The organism is Tritonibacter mobilis, assembly GCF_001681715.1.
Taxonomy (GTDB): domain Bacteria; phylum Pseudomonadota; class Alphaproteobacteria; order Rhodobacterales; family Rhodobacteraceae; genus Epibacterium; species Epibacterium mobile.
The window spans coordinates 201,210-216,716 of the sequence record NZ_LNWY01000014.1 but is presented as its reverse complement, the minus strand read 5'-3'; the positions used below and the strand labels follow the sequence as shown (position 1 = coordinate 216,716).

At 59.2% G+C, this 15,507-nt stretch carries 12 protein-coding genes and 1 tRNA gene; 9 read left to right on the top strand and 4 right to left on the bottom strand.

Annotation, left to right across the window (positions count from 1 at the left end):
- Window positions 1-152 precede the first annotated feature (152 nt).
- The 3 genes from UB90_RS14645 to fabI all read right to left on the bottom strand — a co-directional run bounded on the left by UB90_RS14645 (window position 153) and on the right by fabI (window position 2,825).
- Window positions 153-1,328, bottom strand: a complete 1,176-nt coding sequence (locus UB90_RS14645; RefSeq protein ID WP_065323998.1) for an aminotransferase — start codon at window positions 1,326-1,328, stop codon at window positions 153-155.
- A 153-nt stretch (window positions 1,329-1,481) separates the two neighbouring features.
- Window positions 1,482-2,012, bottom strand: coding sequence for a xanthine phosphoribosyltransferase (gene gpt / locus UB90_RS14640; protein ID WP_065332026.1), 531 nt, complete (start codon window positions 2,010-2,012; stop codon window positions 1,482-1,484).
- Between the two features lie 6 nt (window positions 2,013-2,018).
- Entirely contained in the window at window positions 2,019-2,825 is an 807-nt protein-coding gene (gene fabI, locus UB90_RS14635) for an enoyl-ACP reductase FabI (protein ID WP_009179101.1), read from the bottom strand.
- Window positions 2,826-2,967: 142 nt separating this feature from the next.
- On the opposite strand from fabI, the gene pdxH reads away from it, so the two are divergent.
- The 9 genes from pdxH (at window position 2,968) to UB90_RS14590 (ending at window position 14,236) form a co-directional block, all read left to right on the top strand.
- Window positions 2,968-3,573, top strand: a complete 606-nt coding sequence (gene pdxH / locus UB90_RS14630) for a pyridoxamine 5'-phosphate oxidase (RefSeq protein ID WP_065323999.1) — start codon at window positions 2,968-2,970, stop codon at window positions 3,571-3,573.
- A gap of 125 nt (window positions 3,574-3,698) precedes the next feature.
- Complete coding sequence (locus UB90_RS14625) at window positions 3,699-4,241, top strand: cold-shock protein (protein WP_005623581.1); 543 nt, start codon at window positions 3,699-3,701, stop codon at window positions 4,239-4,241.
- Entirely contained in the window at window positions 4,241-4,720 is a 480-nt protein-coding gene (locus tag UB90_RS14620) for a DUF192 domain-containing protein (RefSeq protein WP_065324000.1), read from the top strand. The genes UB90_RS14625 and UB90_RS14620 overlap by 1 nt, the downstream gene beginning before the upstream one ends.
- A gap of 43 nt (window positions 4,721-4,763) precedes the next feature.
- A tRNA-Pro gene (locus tag UB90_RS14615) sits at window positions 4,764-4,840 on the top strand.
- Window positions 4,841-5,635: 795 nt separating this feature from the next.
- Complete coding sequence (locus UB90_RS14610; RefSeq protein WP_065324001.1) at window positions 5,636-9,289, top strand: vitamin B12-dependent ribonucleotide reductase; 3,654 nt, start codon at window positions 5,636-5,638, stop codon at window positions 9,287-9,289.
- 564 nt (window positions 9,290-9,853) lie between these two features.
- Window positions 9,854-10,234 (top strand): hypothetical protein, encoded by a 381-nt coding sequence (locus UB90_RS14605; RefSeq protein ID WP_227512134.1) that lies wholly within the window; start codon window positions 9,854-9,856, stop codon window positions 10,232-10,234.
- A 237-nt stretch (window positions 10,235-10,471) separates the two neighbouring features.
- On the top strand, window positions 10,472-11,845 hold the full coding sequence (gene cysS, locus UB90_RS14600; protein ID WP_065324003.1) for a cysteine--tRNA ligase: 1,374 nt from the start codon (window positions 10,472-10,474) through the stop codon (window positions 11,843-11,845).
- Window positions 11,842-13,470 (top strand): citramalate synthase, encoded by a 1,629-nt coding sequence (gene cimA, locus UB90_RS14595; protein WP_065324004.1) that lies wholly within the window; start codon window positions 11,842-11,844, stop codon window positions 13,468-13,470. Before cysS ends, cimA begins: the two co-directional genes overlap by 4 nt.
- On the top strand, window positions 13,460-14,236 hold the full coding sequence (locus UB90_RS14590; RefSeq protein WP_065324005.1) for a squalene/phytoene synthase family protein: 777 nt from the start codon (window positions 13,460-13,462) through the stop codon (window positions 14,234-14,236). Before cimA ends, UB90_RS14590 begins: the two co-directional genes overlap by 11 nt.
- 22 nt (window positions 14,237-14,258) lie before the next feature.
- Here the strand turns inward: UB90_RS14590 and UB90_RS14585 are convergent, their stop codons facing one another.
- Entirely contained in the window at window positions 14,259-15,482 is a 1,224-nt protein-coding gene (locus tag UB90_RS14585; protein ID WP_065324006.1) for an MFS transporter, read from the bottom strand.
- Between the last annotated feature and the right edge of the window lie 25 nt (window positions 15,483-15,507).

Sequence of the window (15,507 nt, the reverse complement as noted above, 5' to 3'; positions counted from 1 at the left end):
GGCCCTTTATGTCGTCTTTTGGCGGCGCGCCGGGACGGGTGCCGGGCGGCCATATTGTGCCGACTGGGTCGGCTGTCTCCTGTTGCCGCCCTGAATACGCGTCTGCCCCGGCAGGAGCAAGCGTCGAGGGCGGCAGAGGTGTAGAGGTTTTGTTACCCGGCAAATTTCGCAAGACGCGAGAGCATCTCGTGGATGCCGCTCTCGTCCACATTGGCGAACGCGATGCGGAACTGACGATGGCCTTCTGGCGCGCCCTCCGGGGTAAACATGGTGCCCGGCAACAGGAGCATTCCCGCCTCCCGCAGGAGCCGTTGGGCGATCTCATCGGAGCTTTGTTCAAACGGATGCGCGACATAGGCAAAATATGCGCCGAGGCCCAACAGCTGCCAGCCTTTGTCGGAGAGGGGCGCAAACCCCGCCTCAATCGCGGCGCGGCGCTTCAGGATCTCTGCCCGTTCGCCTGCAAGCCACTGGTCGAGATTCTCGATCCCCCATTTGGCCCCGATCTGGCCGACCTGTGCGGGGCAGATGGTCACCGTGTCGAGGAACTTCTCCATCTCAAGCAAGCGCGCGGGGGCGGCGGCGATGGCTCCGACGCGGTGGCCTGTGAGGCGATAGGCTTTGGAGAAGGAATAGAGGTGGACCAGCGTGTTATGCCAATCGCTGCGCTGGAACAGGCCGTGCGGCGCGCCGGAGCGACTGTCAAAATCACGATAAGTCTCATCCACAATAAGCGTCAGCCCATATCGCTGCGCCAGATCATAGAACGCATCAAGGAGCGCAGCAGGATACTCGACGCCGCAGGGGTTGTTGGGGGTGACCAACGCAATGGCGCGGGTCCGGTCGGTAATCAGCGCTTCGGCCTTGTCGACCTCGGGCAGCATCCCCGCGCCGACGGCCAAGGGCAGGGTGGTGACCCCCTGCATATCGAGCCACATTTTGTGATTGAAATACCAAGGCGTCGGCAGGATCACCTCGTCGCCCTCAGCACAGAGGCTCTGGATCGTGGCCGCAAAAGCCTGATTGCAGCCTGAGGTGATGGCGACCTCTTCGGCGGTAACTTCGGTCTCATAGTGGCGACTGATCTGTTCTGCCAATGCCGCCCGTAAATCCGGGTTGCCCAACACAGGTCCATAAAGATGGGCGCTGGTTTGGTTCAATACCGCCTCAGCCATTGCCTGACGTAAACCTGTCGGTGGTGGATCTGCCGGGGCAGCTTGGCTGAGATTTAAAAGCGGCTGGTCCTCGGAAAACGTAACCCCCTGCAGCCAGCGCCGGGATTCCACGATCGGAGAAACGAAAGTGGCGTTGGTTCTGGCAAGATGCATCGGAAATTCCTTTTTTAAGTCTCACGCAATACGCGGATTTTTGCCATTTGGTCGATTTCAATTGCCCAAAGCAAGAGGACGAAACCGGAGAGCCGAAAAGAAAAAACGCGCCGTTTAGGGCGCGTTTTATTTAATTTGTAAAATAACCCTACGTCAATCAGTGCCGCGGTAGGGCTCAACATATTGCAGCGCCATATCCCACGGAAAGAAGATCCACGTATCCTGGCTGACGCCGGTGATAAATGTATCGACCTGTGGTTCGCCCTGCGGTTTTGCATAGACGGTCGCCAGATGCGCCTTTGGGTAACGGCTGCGCACCAGTTCCAGCGTCTTGCCCGAGTCAACCAGATCGTCGACGATCAGGATGCCGGTGCCGTCGCCCATCATCTCTGCGTCAGGACTTTTTAGTACTTCGGCCTCGCGGCGCTGATCGGCCTTGCCGCCGCCGGAATGATAGGATTTGACGCTGATCGTATCGACGGTGCGAATGTCGAGTTCGCGCGCCACGATCATCGCCGGCGCCATGCCGCCGCGGGTGATCGCCACAACCGCGCGCCAGTGGCCATCATCGGGCCCGAGCCCGTCCAGACGCCACGCCAGCGCGCGGCTGTCACGGTGGATCTGATCCCAAGAGATGTGAAACCCCTTTTCATGGGGCAGGCGGCTCGGGTCCTTGGTGCTCATCTGGGGTTAGCCTTTCTCGATATCCGGGGCGTCCACGGCCTTCATGCCGACCACGTGATAGCCCGCATCCACATGCAGGTTCTCGCCGGTGACACCCGAAGCCAGATCCGATAGGAGATACAGCGCGGATTTGCCCACGTCATCGGTGGTCACATTGCGGCGCAGGGGCGAGTTGTACTCGTTCCACTTCATGATGTAGCGGAAGTCGCCGATGCCGGAGGCCGCGAGCGTCTTGATCGGGCCGGCAGAGATCGCATTGACGCGGATGCCGTCCTTACCCAGATCCTCGGCCAGGTATTTCACCGAAGCCTCAAGTGCTGCCTTGGCGACACCCATCACATTATAGTGCGGCATCACCTGTTCAGCGCCGTAATAAGTCAGCGTGAGCATGGAGCCACCTGCGTCCATCATCTTCTCCGCACGTTTTGCAACGGCTGTGAAGGAATAGACCGAGATATCCATGGTCATCTGGAAGTTTGCGCGGCTGGTGTCGACATAGCGGCCACGCAGCTCGCTCTTGTCGGAAAAGCCGATGGCGTGCACGATGAAGTCGAGCTTGCCCCATTTTTCTTCGAGCGCAGCAAAGAGCGCGTCGATGGACGCCTCATCTGCGACATCGCAGGGCAGCACGATATCACTGCCAAGCTGGCCCGCCAGCGGGTCGACCCGCTTTTTCAGCGCTTCACCTTGATAGGAGAACGCAAGTTCAGCTCCGGCCTCAGCGCAGGCTTTGGCAATGCCCCACGCGATGGATTTGTCATTGGCCAGGCCCATGATGAGGCCACGTTTTCCGGCCATCAGTTGACTAGACATGCAGGTTCTCCGCCTGTGATCGGTTAATAGAACGTCCTTTAGCCCGCTGTGACAAGGGCATCAAGTCTACTCGCCGACCGGCCCCTTCCAATCGGGCACAAAGGTCACTAAGTACGAAGGCAATCAGTAAGGATATAACATCATGTCGGACAGAGAGGGGCTCTTCGAAGGGAACGATCCATTCGAAATAGCGCGCGTATGGCTGGCCGAGGCCAGTGAGACCGAAATCAATGACCCCAACGCGATTGCGCTGGCGACGGTGGACCCCAGCGGGATGCCCAACAGTCGTATGGTTTTGCTGAAAGAAATCGAAGACGCAGCCTTTGTGTTTTACACAAACTACGAGAGCACCAAGGCGCAGGAAATCGAAGCCAGCGGCACTGCGTCCTTTGTGATGCATTGGAAGTCTTTGCGCCGTCAGATCCGGGTGCGCGGGCACGTCAGCAAAGAAGATGGGCCGCAAGCGGATGAATATTTCGCCTCACGCTCGCTCAAAAGCAGGCTCGGGGCCTGGGCGTCAAAACAATCGCAACCGTTGTCTTCGCGCAGCGCACTTATGGCAGAGGTTGCAAAGGTCACCGCGACAAAAGGACCGAATCCCAAACGTCCCCATTTCTGGGGAGGCTACCGTATCGTGCCGACAGAAATAGAATTCTGGGCAGATGGTGCCTTCAGACTACACGATCGTTTTGTCTGGCGACGTAAAAATGTCCAAGATGATTGGACAATTACCCGTCTTAGCCCTTAAGGTTGCGACAAATCAGTTAGCGGTCACTTTGGCTCCTGACTCTTTTGCTCTTGAACTCTTGTGCGGAATTCGCGCAGTTACGAGAAGCAACACGGAAATAACAAACGAACCGGTGGAATTCGCAAGTGGCCGAAGATTTGAGCAGTTTGCAGCATGTCCGTGGACTAGTGAAGTGGTTTGATCCCGCGAAAGGTTATGGATTCATTGTCTGTCCTGACAATGGACCTGATATTCTTTTGCACGTAAACGTCCTGCGCAATTTCGGGCAAAGCTCGATTGCCGATGGTGCTGGCATTGAAGTTGTCACCCATCGCACAGATCGAGGTGTGCAGGCGGTAGAAATCGTATCCATTACCCCACCAGAACGTGAGGACACACCCGTTCTTAGCGATCTGGCGCAGTTGGATGACGAAGAAATCAGCAACACACCGCTGGAGCCCGCACGGGTCAAGTGGTTCGACAAAGCCAAAGGGTTTGGCTTTGCCAATGTGTTCGGGCGCGACGAAGATGTGTTCCTGCATGTCGAGGTGCTGCGCCAGTCTGGTCTGTCAGACGTGCAATCCGGAGAGGCGCTCGCAATGCGGGTGATCGAAGGCAAGCGCGGACGAATGGCCGTGGATGTGCTCGCCTGGGAGGCGGCCTCATCCGATGTGGACTACATCGACTGATGCGTAGGGTGGCTGCATCGCGTATCGCAGCCGCCGCCCTTTGGCTTGTGGCGACCTGCAGTCTCGCTGCGGCGGCCTGTAGTCGCGACCAAGTCGATCTGCGCGGTCCTTGGGGGCAGGCGCGATTTTCGGTCGAAGTGGTCGACACCCCCGAAACACGCGCTCAGGGGTTGATGCATCGCCCCAGCATGCCAAAACGATCTGGCATGCTCTTTATCTATGAGATGCCACAGCGCGTGGCCTTTTGGATGAAAAACACGCTAATCCCGCTCGACATGATCTTTGTCGGTGCGGACGGCGTTGTGAGCCATATCCACAAGAACGCTTTGCCGGGCGATCTGACACCGATCCCCGGGGGCGATAAGGTCTTGGTGGTGCTCGAAGTCAACGCCGGTATCGTTGAATCCTATGGGATTTCCGTGGGCAGTGAGATGCGCCACGAAGTTTTTTCAAAAGAAACTGCAAAATGGCCCTGTTAGGGCTTTTCAAATCAGAACAGCACCGCTAGGAAGGCGCACGGTCCGGGGCGTGGCGCAGTCTGGTAGCGCACCTGTTTTGGGTACAGGGGGTCGTGAGTTCGAATCTCGCCGCCCCGACCACTTCTTCTTTATATGAATGAAGTCCCTGTCATCTGCTGAACCTTCGGGTTCAGCAGGGGCTTTGGGATGTTGATAGTGACCCCGCTCTTTTGGGTGAGTTGACGCGCGCCTTACGGTGAGCCGAGAATCACTACCAAGGTTTAGGTGCCAGTGAGGGGCAGGGCGGCATATCTGGTGTTTACTCTTTATTTAGGAACTGACGCGCAAGGGCATCAAAATCGTGATTTGCCTGCCTCAAAAATTTGCGGAAGCTGAATGCTGACCCAGAGGCGTTGCAGAACGGACGCGCGTTGTGTCGCAGCTCACTGGATCCACATCCCAGCATCAAAAAGCGGGCCTCCGCGGGAGGGCACAGCTCAAGCGTAGATGATCTCCGCAGGACAACCCCCTCGCAACACGCGGGTTTTCAGATTTCCTTAACTTAATATTCAAAAGCACCGATCCGCAGGAGACGCTGTGGATGAATCATAGCGTCTGTCAGACCCTCGAAATCATGAAACCGGTCAACTGAAAACTGGTCCGTAAAATTTGAAATTTTGCGTTGACCGCCTATGCCAACTTACGCGAGATTGTGTGTGTCGCTTGGGGGCGCCACTAGATCTTGTTGAGATAGAGCAGTTGCTCCCGATCAGGCTGCTTCGTGCAAAACCGTTAAATCCGGGTCGGTGAAGGACCCGTGAGCGTGGGCCTGAACCTACGCCAGTTAACAGGTATTGCCCTCTGCGGTCAGCGATATGAAGGCCGGTACAAAAATGCACCGGTGCGCAAGCGGGACTAATTGGGACAGGTGTAGCCATGAAGATCGAGCGTCGTTTCACAGAAGCAGGACAGGATGCCTATGCATCCTTGGATTTCATCGGGGCGACGTCCGAGATCCGCAACCCGGATGGCACCATCGTGTTCCGTCTTGAGGGCATTGAGGTGCCATCGACCTGGAGCCAAGTCGCCAGTGACGTCATCGCGCAAAAATACTTCCGCAAGGCCGGTGTCCCATCGCGCCTGAAGAAGGTCCGCGAGAAGGGCGTTCCAGAGTTCCTGTGGCGCTCGGTCCCGGCGGATGACGATGTGGAACTTGGCGGCGAGACCTCCTCCAAGCAGGTGTTTGACCGTCTGGCCGGGGCCTGGACCTATTGGGGCTGGAAAGGCGGCTATTTCTCCTCCGAGGAGGACGCACGCGCCTATTTCGACGAGATGCGCTATATGCTGGCGACCCAGCGTGCCGCGCCCAACAGTCCGCAGTGGTTCAACACCGGCCTACACTGGGCCTATGGCATCGACGGCCCGGCGCAGGGCCACCACTATGTCGACTACAAGACCGGCAAGCTGACCAAATCCAACAGCGCCTATGAACACCCGCAGCCGCATGCCTGCTTTATCCAGTCCGTGTCGGACGATCTGGTGCAGGACGGAGGCATCATGGATCTCTGGGTGCGCGAGGCGCGGCTGTTCAAATATGGCTCCGGCACCGGCACCAACTTCAGCCACCTGCGGGCCGAGGGCGAGAGGCTCTCCGGCGGGGGCAAATCCTCGGGCCTCATGGGCTTTTTGAAAATCGGCGATCGTGCCGCTGGCGCGATCAAATCAGGCGGGACAACCCGTCGAGCAGCGAAGATGGTGATCGTGGATGCCGATCACCCGGATATCGAGCAGTTCATCGAATGGAAGGTGCTTGAGGAACAGAAAGTCGCCTCCATTGTGGCCGGCTCCAAAATGCACGAGAAGATGCTGAACGGCATTTTTGAGGCTCTGCGCACTTGGGATGGTCTCGCTGAGGATGCCTATGATCCGGCTGAAAATACCGCTCTGAAAAAAGCGATCCGCGAAGCCAAGAAGGTCGCAATTCCAGAGACTTACATCAAGCGCGTGCTGGATTATGCCCGTCAGGGCTATGACAGCATCGAGTTCCCGACCTATGACACCGATTGGGACTCCGAGGCCTATTCCTCCGTGTCGGGCCAGAACTCCAACAACTCCATCCGCGTGACCAACGCATTCCTGCATGCGGTCGAAAAAGACGCCGATTGGGAGTTGATCAACCGCACCGACGGCAAGGTCGCCAAGACCGTGAAGGCGCGCGATCTTTGGGAGAAGGTCGGCCACGCAGCCTGGGCCTGCGCCGATCCGGGCATCCAGTTCCACGACACTGTCAACGAGTGGCACACCTGCCCCGAAGACGGTGAAATCCGTGGCTCAAACCCTTGTTCCGAATACATGTTCCTCGACGACACCGCCTGCAACCTGGCGTCGCTGAACCTGTTGACCTTCTATCAGGGCGGCGTGTTTCAGGCCGAGGACTTCATGCATGCCAGCCGTCTGTGGACGCTGACGCTGGAAATCTCGGTGATGATGGCGCAGTTCCCATCGAAGGAAATTGCGCAACTGTCCTATGATTTCCGCACGCTGGGTCTGGGCTATGCCAACATTGGCGGGCTGCTGATGAACATGGGTTACGGCTACGACAGCGACGAAGGCCGCGCGCTCTGCGGTTCGTTGACCGCGATCATGACCGGTGTGGCTTACGCCACCTCTGCCGAGATCGCATCCGAGCTGGGGCCGTTCCCGAGCTATGCGCGCAATGCCGATCACATGCTGCGGGTGATGCGCAATCACCGCAATGCCGCTTATGGCGCGACCGAAGGATATGATGCGCTCACCGTGAAGCCGGTGCCGCTCGATCTGCAGAACTGCCCCGACGCGCGCCTCACGGAACTGGCGATGAGCGCTTGGGACGAGGCGGTGAGCCTTGGTGAGAAACACGGCTATCGCAATGCGCAATCCACCGTGATCGCGCCCACCGGCACCATCGGTCTGGTGATGGATTGCGACACCACCGGGATCGAGCCGGACTTTGCGCTGGTGAAGTTCAAGAAGCTTGCCGGTGGCGGGTATTTCAAGATCATCAACCGCTCGGTGCCCTCGGCACTGGAGGGCCTCGGCTATTCCTCCGCTCAGATCGAAGAGATCGTCTCTTATGCGGTCGGTCATGGTTCCATCGGGAATGCGCCGGGGATCAACCATACCTCGCTGACCGGACATGGCTTTGGCCCCAATGAGCTGGCAAAGGTTGATGCGGCACTCGAAAGCGCCTTTGACATCCGGTTTGTGTTCAACCAGTGGACATTGGGCGAGGAGTTCTGCACCGGCGTGCTGGGCATTCCGGCCGATAAGCTCAATGACACGGCCTTTGATCTGCTGCGCCATCTCGGTTTCACCAAATCCGACATTGACGCCGCGAACGATCACGTCTGCGGGACCATGACGCTCGAAGGTGCTCCGCACCTCAAGGAAGAGCATTATTCGATCTTTGACTGCGCCAACCCTTGCGGCAAAAAAGGCAAGCGTTATCTGGGTGTTGAGAGCCACATCAAAATGATGGCGGCCGCGCAGAGCTTTATTTCGGGCGCGATTTCCAAAACCATCAACATGCCCAACAACGCCACCATCGAGGACTGCCAAAAAGCCTATGAGCTGAGCTGGTCCTTGGGCGTTAAAGCCAATGCGCTCTATCGTGACGGCTCGAAACTGAGCCAGCCACTTGCCGCGGCATTGGTCGAGGATGACGATGAGGCCGCCGAGATTCTGGAAACAGGCTCGGTGCCGGAAAAAGCGGTCACTCTCGCCGAGAAGATCGTCGAAAAAGTGGTCATCAAGGAGGTGATGAAATCTCACCGCACCAAGATGCCGCAGCGCCGCAAGGGCTACACGCAAAAGGCGGTTGTCGGCGGCCACAAGGTTTACTTACGCACTGGTGAGTATGAGGACGGCAACCTTGGTGAGATTTTCATCGACATGCACAAGGAAGGCGCGGGCTTCCGGGCGATGATGAACAACTTCGCCATCGCGGTCTCGGTCGGTCTGCAATATGGCGTGCCGCTCGAAGAATTTGTCGATGCCTTCACTTTCACAAAATTCGAACCAGCGGGGATGGTTCAGGGAAACGATTCGATCAAGAACGCGACCTCGATCCTCGATTACGTGTTCCGCGAACTGGCGGTGAGCTACCTCGACCGCACCGATCTGGCGCATGTGAAGCCCGAAGGCGCAACTTTCGATGATCTGGGTCGTGGCGATGCGGAGGAAGGGCTTTCGAACCTCTCTGAGCTGAGCGACGGGGCGGCCTCGAAATCGCTGGAGGTGCTGAAGCAGATCTCCTCCACCGGTTATTTGCGCAAGCGCCTGCCGCAGGAACTCGTGGTGCTGCAAGGCGGTCAGACCAGCGTTGCGGTGACCGCGCTGGACGGCAGCGCCGATCCCGTGGCGGCATTGCAGAAACTGGTGCCGGAAACCTCTGACGCACCAGTTGTAAGCGGCGGAATGGACGCGCGCACCAAAGCAAAAATGCAGGGATATGAAGGCGATCCATGCGGCGAATGCGGCAATTACACGCTGGTGCGCAACGGCACCTGCATGAAATGCAACACCTGCGGCTCCACCTCGGGCTGTAGCTAAGGAAAGTCCCGGTGCGCGTCATGTGCCGGGAAACGGAACCGCATCCATAGGCTTACCTTGGGGGATGCACAGGGGATGAGGCGGCTCTTTGTGATCTGCTGATATCCCCGACAAAATTGAAGCACCGGCAAGTTCGGCGCTTCACCATGATCGGGAACCAAAACACTTTGGGTTTCTGAAATCTGTCTGGGGTGGGTGCGCTCATCCCATACGCCGAGAAGGACAAGGCAAGAAAAACACGGGCGGTCAATGAAAAGAGCCTGATCGGCGAAACTGGCCCTCTCCGAACTGGAGAGGGCCTTTTGCTTTTGTAAATCTAATGCACGTAGGCCCGCCGCGCATGCCCCTATAGTTTTTGCGTTTTAACGGCGAAGCTGAACGAATTGTTAAGTATAATCTGCGAGATATGAGACAGGGTCGGGACGGTACGGCCTGACAGTCCGGGGATGGGCTGTGATCTCCATGTCTTATAGGGTTTCACCGATGCACCGCTTTGCTCGGCATAATATCTGCTGCATGCATTCTGCTCTGCTGTTGGGCGCTTGCGCCGTGCTAGGAGCCGCAATGCTGAGCACCCCTGCGGCCTCTGACGACTGGTCCGGGCGGTTTCTGGGGATGACGCTGGTCGGTGATGTTGTGTCTGATGAGGCCGAAAGGCCCAATGCTGGCACGGACCTGCGCCCCGTCCGCGAAGCGAGCACATATATTCCAGCCCTGCCTACGACGGAATCAAGGCCGAGTTATGATCTACAGCCCGAAGGAAGCAGCAGCCTGTTTGTCGAAGATCACGAGGAACTTGGCATTCTTGGCTTTGGCGTCGCGATTGAAATATCGCCGGGCGTGCAGTTGAGTGGCAGCCTCAGCGGAAGACGCAGCGCGGACGGGGATTACTCCTTGTCGAGCGAGAACCGGCAACTGGCCCTCACTGCAGCCTTTCGGTTCTGAGGGGGATATCATGGCGCGGGTGAACTCCGGGCTTGGCCGATCCAAAAACATGTGCTAGCTGAACAATATGGCGCATATCGAAACCATTATTACCATTTGTATTGCTTGCTGATCTTCAGCGGGCTGGTTTCTGTCGTTCTCTTTCATGTGACAAGTTGCTAAGCCCGCGCTGCGCGCAGTGCGCTTGGTGAGGTATTTGGGGTTCGCCCGAGCTGACGTGTTGTCGAAGGAGCTGACATGACGACGATCAAATTGCACAACTCAAAGACCCGCAAAAAAGAGGTCTTTACCCCGATTGATCCGGACAATGTGCAGATGTACGTCTGTGGCCCCACGGTCTATGATCGGGCGCATCTGGGCAATGCACGGCCGGTGGTGGTGTTTGACGTGCTGTACCGACTGCTGCGCCATGTCTACGGCGTCGCGCACGTCACCTATGCGCGCAACTTCACCGACGTCGATGACAAGATCAATGCGCGCGCAGCCGAAAGCGGGCGCGAGATCGGCGAAATCACCGCCGAGACCACCCAGTGGTTTCTGGACGATATGGGCGCGCTTGGAGCGTTGGAGCCCACGCATATGCCGCGCGCGACCCAGTATATCCCGCAAATGGTCGCGATGATCGAGGACCTGATCGCGCGGGGTCACGCCTATGCTGCCGAAGGCCATGTGCTGTTTGCGGTGGACTCCTGGCGCGAGGGCTACGGTCAGCTTTCGGGCCGCTCCGTTGACGATATGATCGCGGGGGCCCGCGTTGAGGTGGCGCCTTACAAGAAAAACCCGATGGATTTTGTGCTCTGGAAGCCTTCGGATGCGGCGCAGCCGGGCTGGGACAGCCCTTGGGGACGGGGGCGTCCGGGCTGGCATATCGAATGCTCCGCCATGAGCTATGATCTCTTGGGCGAGAGTTTTGACATTCATGGCGGTGGCAACGATCTGATGTTCCCGCATCATGAAAACGAGATCGCTCAGAGCTGCTGCGCCAATCCCGAAGGCGAGTTTGCCCGCTACTGGCTGCACAATGAGATGTTGCAGGTCGAAGGCAAGAAGATGTCCAAATCCTTAGGCAATTTCTTCACCGTGCGCGATCTGCTGGAGCAGGGCATTCCGGGCGAAGTGGTGCGGTTTGTGTTCCTGCAGACGCATTACCGCAAGCCGATGGACTGGACCGAGAAGAAGGCCGCCGAGGCGGAGGCGACGTTGCGCAAGTGGCGGGCGCTGACAGCGGGCATCGAGCCCGCCGCCACCGCTGCTGCCGCGGTCTTGGACGCACTGGCGGATGATCTCAATACCGCTGGGGCAATTGCCGAGATGCACAAGCTGGCAGCGGCTGGCGATGCGGCGGGATTGCTGGCGGCGGGGCAGTTGGTGGGCCTCTTGAGTGATGAGATGGGTGACTGGGCCGCAGCGCCGTCGGTTGACCTCTCGGCGCATGAGGCGCGACTGTTCGCGGTGCGTCAGACGGCCATGGAAACCAAGGATTTTGCCGAGGTGGATCGCCTCAAGTCGGCCTACACGGAGGCAGGGCTGGAGGTGCGCATGTCGAAAACCGGTGTGGAACTTGTGCCCGGCACAGGGTTTGACGCGGCCAAGCTGGAGGGGCTGGAATGACGGAACGGCTCTATCTCTATGACACCACCCTGCGCGACGGGCAGCAGACGCAGGGGGTGCAGTTTTCCACGTTGGAAAAAAAGCAGATCTCCCAGGCACTTGATGACCTAGGTGTAGACTATATTGAGGGCGGTTGGCCCGGTGCCAACCCGACCGACAGTGCCTTTTTCGATGAGGCACCCGAGACCCGAGCGACGCTCACGGCCTTTGGCATGACCAAGCGGGCAGGGCGCTCGGCAGAGAATGACGATGTGCTGGCGGCGGTGATGAACGCGGGCACCAAGAGTGTTTGTCTGGTGGGCAAGTCGCATGACTATCATGTGACTGCGGCGCTGGGGATCACGCTTGAGGAGAACCTCGACAATATCGCGCAGTCTGTGGCGCATATCGTGGCGCAGGGGCGTGAGGCGCTGTTTGATGCCGAACATTTCTTTGACGGCTACAAGGCCAATCCAGACTACGCGCTGGCGGCCTGTCGCGCGGCGCTGGAGGCGGGCGCGCGCTGGGTCGTGCTGTGCGACACCAATGGCGGAACGCTGCCGCATGAGGTTCATCGCATCGTATCCGAGGTGATCGCTGCGGGGCTGCCGGGCGATCATCTGGGCATTCACACCCATAACGACACCGAAAATGCGGTTGCCTGTTCGCTAGCGGCGGTGGATGCAGGCGTGCGCCAGATCCAAGGCACGCTCAACGGTCTGGGCGAGCGCTGCGGCAATGCCAACCTCACCACGCTGATCCCGACGCTTCTGTTGAAGGAACCCTATGCCAGCGCGTATGAGACGGGCGTGCCGCAGGGGGCGCTGGCGCGGCTGACCACGGTGAGCCGGATGCTGGATGAGATCCTCAACCGGGTGCCGCAAAAGCAGGCAGCCTATGTGGGGGCCTCGGCCTTTGCGCATAAGGCGGGGCTGCATGCCAGCGCGATCCTCAAGGACCCCTCGACCTACGAGCATATTGAGCCTGCGGTGGTGGGCAATAGCCGCGTCATCCCGATGTCTAATCAGGCGGGGCAGTCGAACCTGCGCCGCCGTCTGGCAGAGGCGGGCCTGACGGTTGAAAAGGGCGACCCTGCGCTTGGCCGCATTCTGGAGCGGGTGAAGGAACGCGAAACCGAGGGCTATTCCTACGATACGGCGCAGGCGTCCTTTGAGCTGCTGGCGCGCGAGGAACTGGGGCAGATGCCGCAGTTCTTTGAGGTCAAGCGCTATAAGGTCACGGTGGAGCGGCGCAAGAATAAGTATGATGAGATGATCAGCCTCTCGGAAGCTGTTGTGGTTGTCAAAGTGGATGGCGAAAAACTCCTCTCGGTGAGTGAGTCGCTTGATCCCTCGGGCAGTGACCGTGGCCCGGTGAACGCCTTGGCCAAGGCACTGCGCAAGGATTTGGGGCGCTATTCCAAAGTGTTGGACGACATGCGGCTGGTCGACTTTAAGGTGCGTATCACCCAGGGCGGCACCGAGGCTGTGACCCGCGTCATCATCGACAGCGAAGACGGCAAGGGGCGGCGCTGGTCCACTGTTGGCGTCAGTCCGAACATATTGGATGCGTCTTTTGACGCGCTGCTCGATGCGATGAACTGGAAGCTGCTGCGCGATGCGGCCGAGGCGGCGGATGCAGTTTGACGATGACCTGATCGCCTGCGCTGAGGCGGTTCAGAAAGGCGATCCGGATCGTTTTCTGGCCGCAATGGCCGCTCCCGTCGAGGCGCGCCCGCTGCTGTTTGCGCTCTACGCCTTTAACATCGAGATGTCGCGCGCGCCCTGGGCCAGTCAGGAGAGCATGATTGCCGAAATGCGGGTGCAGTGGTGGCGTGATGTCGGTGCGGAGATTGCGTCCGGCGGCCAGGTGCGCAGGCATTATGTGGCGACACCGCTGGCGCGGTTGGTCAACCACGAGGCCGCGCAGGTGATTGACGCGATGGCCGAGGCGCGGCGCTGGGATATCTACCGCGATCCGTTTGAGGATGAGGCAGCCTTTGACACCTATATCGACGCCACATCGGGCGGTCTGATGTGGATGGCAGCTGCCTCGCTGGGGCCAGCAGACGAAGGTATTGTGCGCGACTATGCCTATGCGGCGGGGCTTGCAGCCTATCTGCGCGCAATCCCGGAGTTCGAGGCCCAAAAACGGGTGCCGCTGTTGGATGGCACCAACGCGGGGCTGATCCAACTGGCGGAACGTGGGTTGGACCGGCTTGCCGCTGCCAGACGGAGGCGGCAGGCAATCTCTTCTGCGGCAAGCAGTGCCTTCCTGCCCGGCTGGCAGGCAGGCGCCATATTGCGACAGGTCCGGGCAGAACCTGCGCGGGTGGCGGCAGGCGCGCTTGGCCTGAGTGAGTTTCGCAGGCGGGTCTCGCTGATGTGGCAGGCTGGCACCGGGCGCTGGTAGCGCGCCTCGGTGCAATCTGCGATCAGGCGGTGGCGGATTTGGGCTTCAGCACCAGCCAGATCAAGGCGCCGCCCGCCAGCACCAAGAAGGGGGCCATGGCCATATTGACGGCGGCCCAACCCTCGACCGGATTGCCACCCGAGCAGTTCATCAATCCACCGGATGCAACGGAGGCGACGGTCACACCGCCAAAGACCAGCAGGTCGTTGAGACCCTGCATCCGACCGCGCTCATGCGCCTCATGTGCGCCAGCGAGCATGGTGGTCGCGCCGATAAAGCCGAAGTTCCAGCCAACGCCCAGAAGGATCAGCGCGATAAAGAAGTTGCCCAGATCCACGCCCTGCAAGGCGACAGCGCCAGCACCTGCGAGGATCACCAGCCCCGCGCCAACGACCTTTTCCACGCCGAAACGTGCAATCAGATGCCCGGTAAAGAAGGACGGCACATACATCGCCAGAACATGCGAGGTGACCACATCCGCAGCGGTGTTCTGGCTGAACCCACAGCCTACAACCGCCAGCGGCGTAGACGTCATCACCAAATTCATCAGCGCATAAGACACCATCGCGCAGATCACGGCGACCGCGATGGTGGGGGTTTTCAGCAGTTCCCAACGGCTGCGACCAATGGGGGCATCTTCCTTCGGTGCGGGTGGTCGCGGAATGCGCAAAAAGGCAAAGAGGCCGACCCCCAGCACATTCACTGCGATCACCGCCAGATAGGTGCCGAGGAAGGGAATGACGAATGCATCGCTGGTGGCTTTGACCAGCTGCGGGCCAACAATCGCCGACAACAGGCCCCCGGCCATCACATAGGAGATCGCCTTGGGGCGAAAGCTGTCAGATGCGGTATCGGCGGCGGCAAAACGGTAAAACCCTTGCGCGCTCATATAGATACCGGTCAGGGCGCTGCCCACCAGAAACACCGGAAATGAGCCGAGGTAGAGACCATAGCCGCCGATCAGCCCACCCAGCGCACCACCGGTGGCACCAATGGCAAATCCGGCGCGGCGTCCGTACCGCTGCATGATCGCTGAGATTGGCGTGGCCGAGAGCATCGAGCCTGCGACGATCAGCGAAATCGGCAGGGTTGCCAGACAGGGGTTGGTCGCCAGGGATTGACCGGCCAGTCCGCCCACGATGAAGATCATCGGCATCTGCGCGCCCAGAAAGGCCTGCGCGAGCACAAGAATCAGAACATTGCGCTTTGCAATATGGTCGTCGGGGGCGGGAGCGGTCATAGTCATGGCAATTGCGTAGCCCTGAACAGGT

Excerpts from the sequence above, each read along its gene's own strand:
- UB90_RS14645 (WP_065323998.1), bottom strand. The coding sequence starts at position 1,328 with ATGCATCTTGCCAGAACCAACGCCACTTTCGTTTCTCCGATCGTGGAA.
- gpt (WP_065332026.1), bottom strand. The coding sequence starts at position 2,012 with ATGAGCACCAAGGACCCGAGCCGCCTGCCCCATGAAAAGGGGTTTCAC.
- fabI (WP_009179101.1), bottom strand. The coding sequence starts at position 2,825 with ATGTCTAGTCAACTGATGGCCGGAAAACGTGGCCTCATCATGGGCCTG.
- pdxH (WP_065323999.1), top strand. The coding sequence starts at position 2,968 with ATGTCGGACAGAGAGGGGCTCTTCGAAGGGAACGATCCATTCGAAATA.
- UB90_RS14620 (WP_065324000.1), top strand. The coding sequence starts at position 4,241 with ATGCGTAGGGTGGCTGCATCGCGTATCGCAGCCGCCGCCCTTTGGCTT.
- UB90_RS14610 (WP_065324001.1), top strand. The coding sequence starts at position 5,636 with ATGAAGATCGAGCGTCGTTTCACAGAAGCAGGACAGGATGCCTATGCA.
- UB90_RS14605 (WP_227512134.1), top strand. The coding sequence starts at position 9,854 with ATGCTGAGCACCCCTGCGGCCTCTGACGACTGGTCCGGGCGGTTTCTG.
- cysS (WP_065324003.1), top strand. The coding sequence starts at position 10,472 with ATGACGACGATCAAATTGCACAACTCAAAGACCCGCAAAAAAGAGGTC.
- cimA (WP_065324004.1), top strand. The coding sequence starts at position 11,842 with ATGACGGAACGGCTCTATCTCTATGACACCACCCTGCGCGACGGGCAG.
- UB90_RS14590 (WP_065324005.1), top strand. The coding sequence starts at position 13,460 with ATGCAGTTTGACGATGACCTGATCGCCTGCGCTGAGGCGGTTCAGAAA.
- UB90_RS14585 (WP_065324006.1), bottom strand. The coding sequence starts at position 15,482 with ATGACTATGACCGCTCCCGCCCCCGACGACCATATTGCAAAGCGCAAT.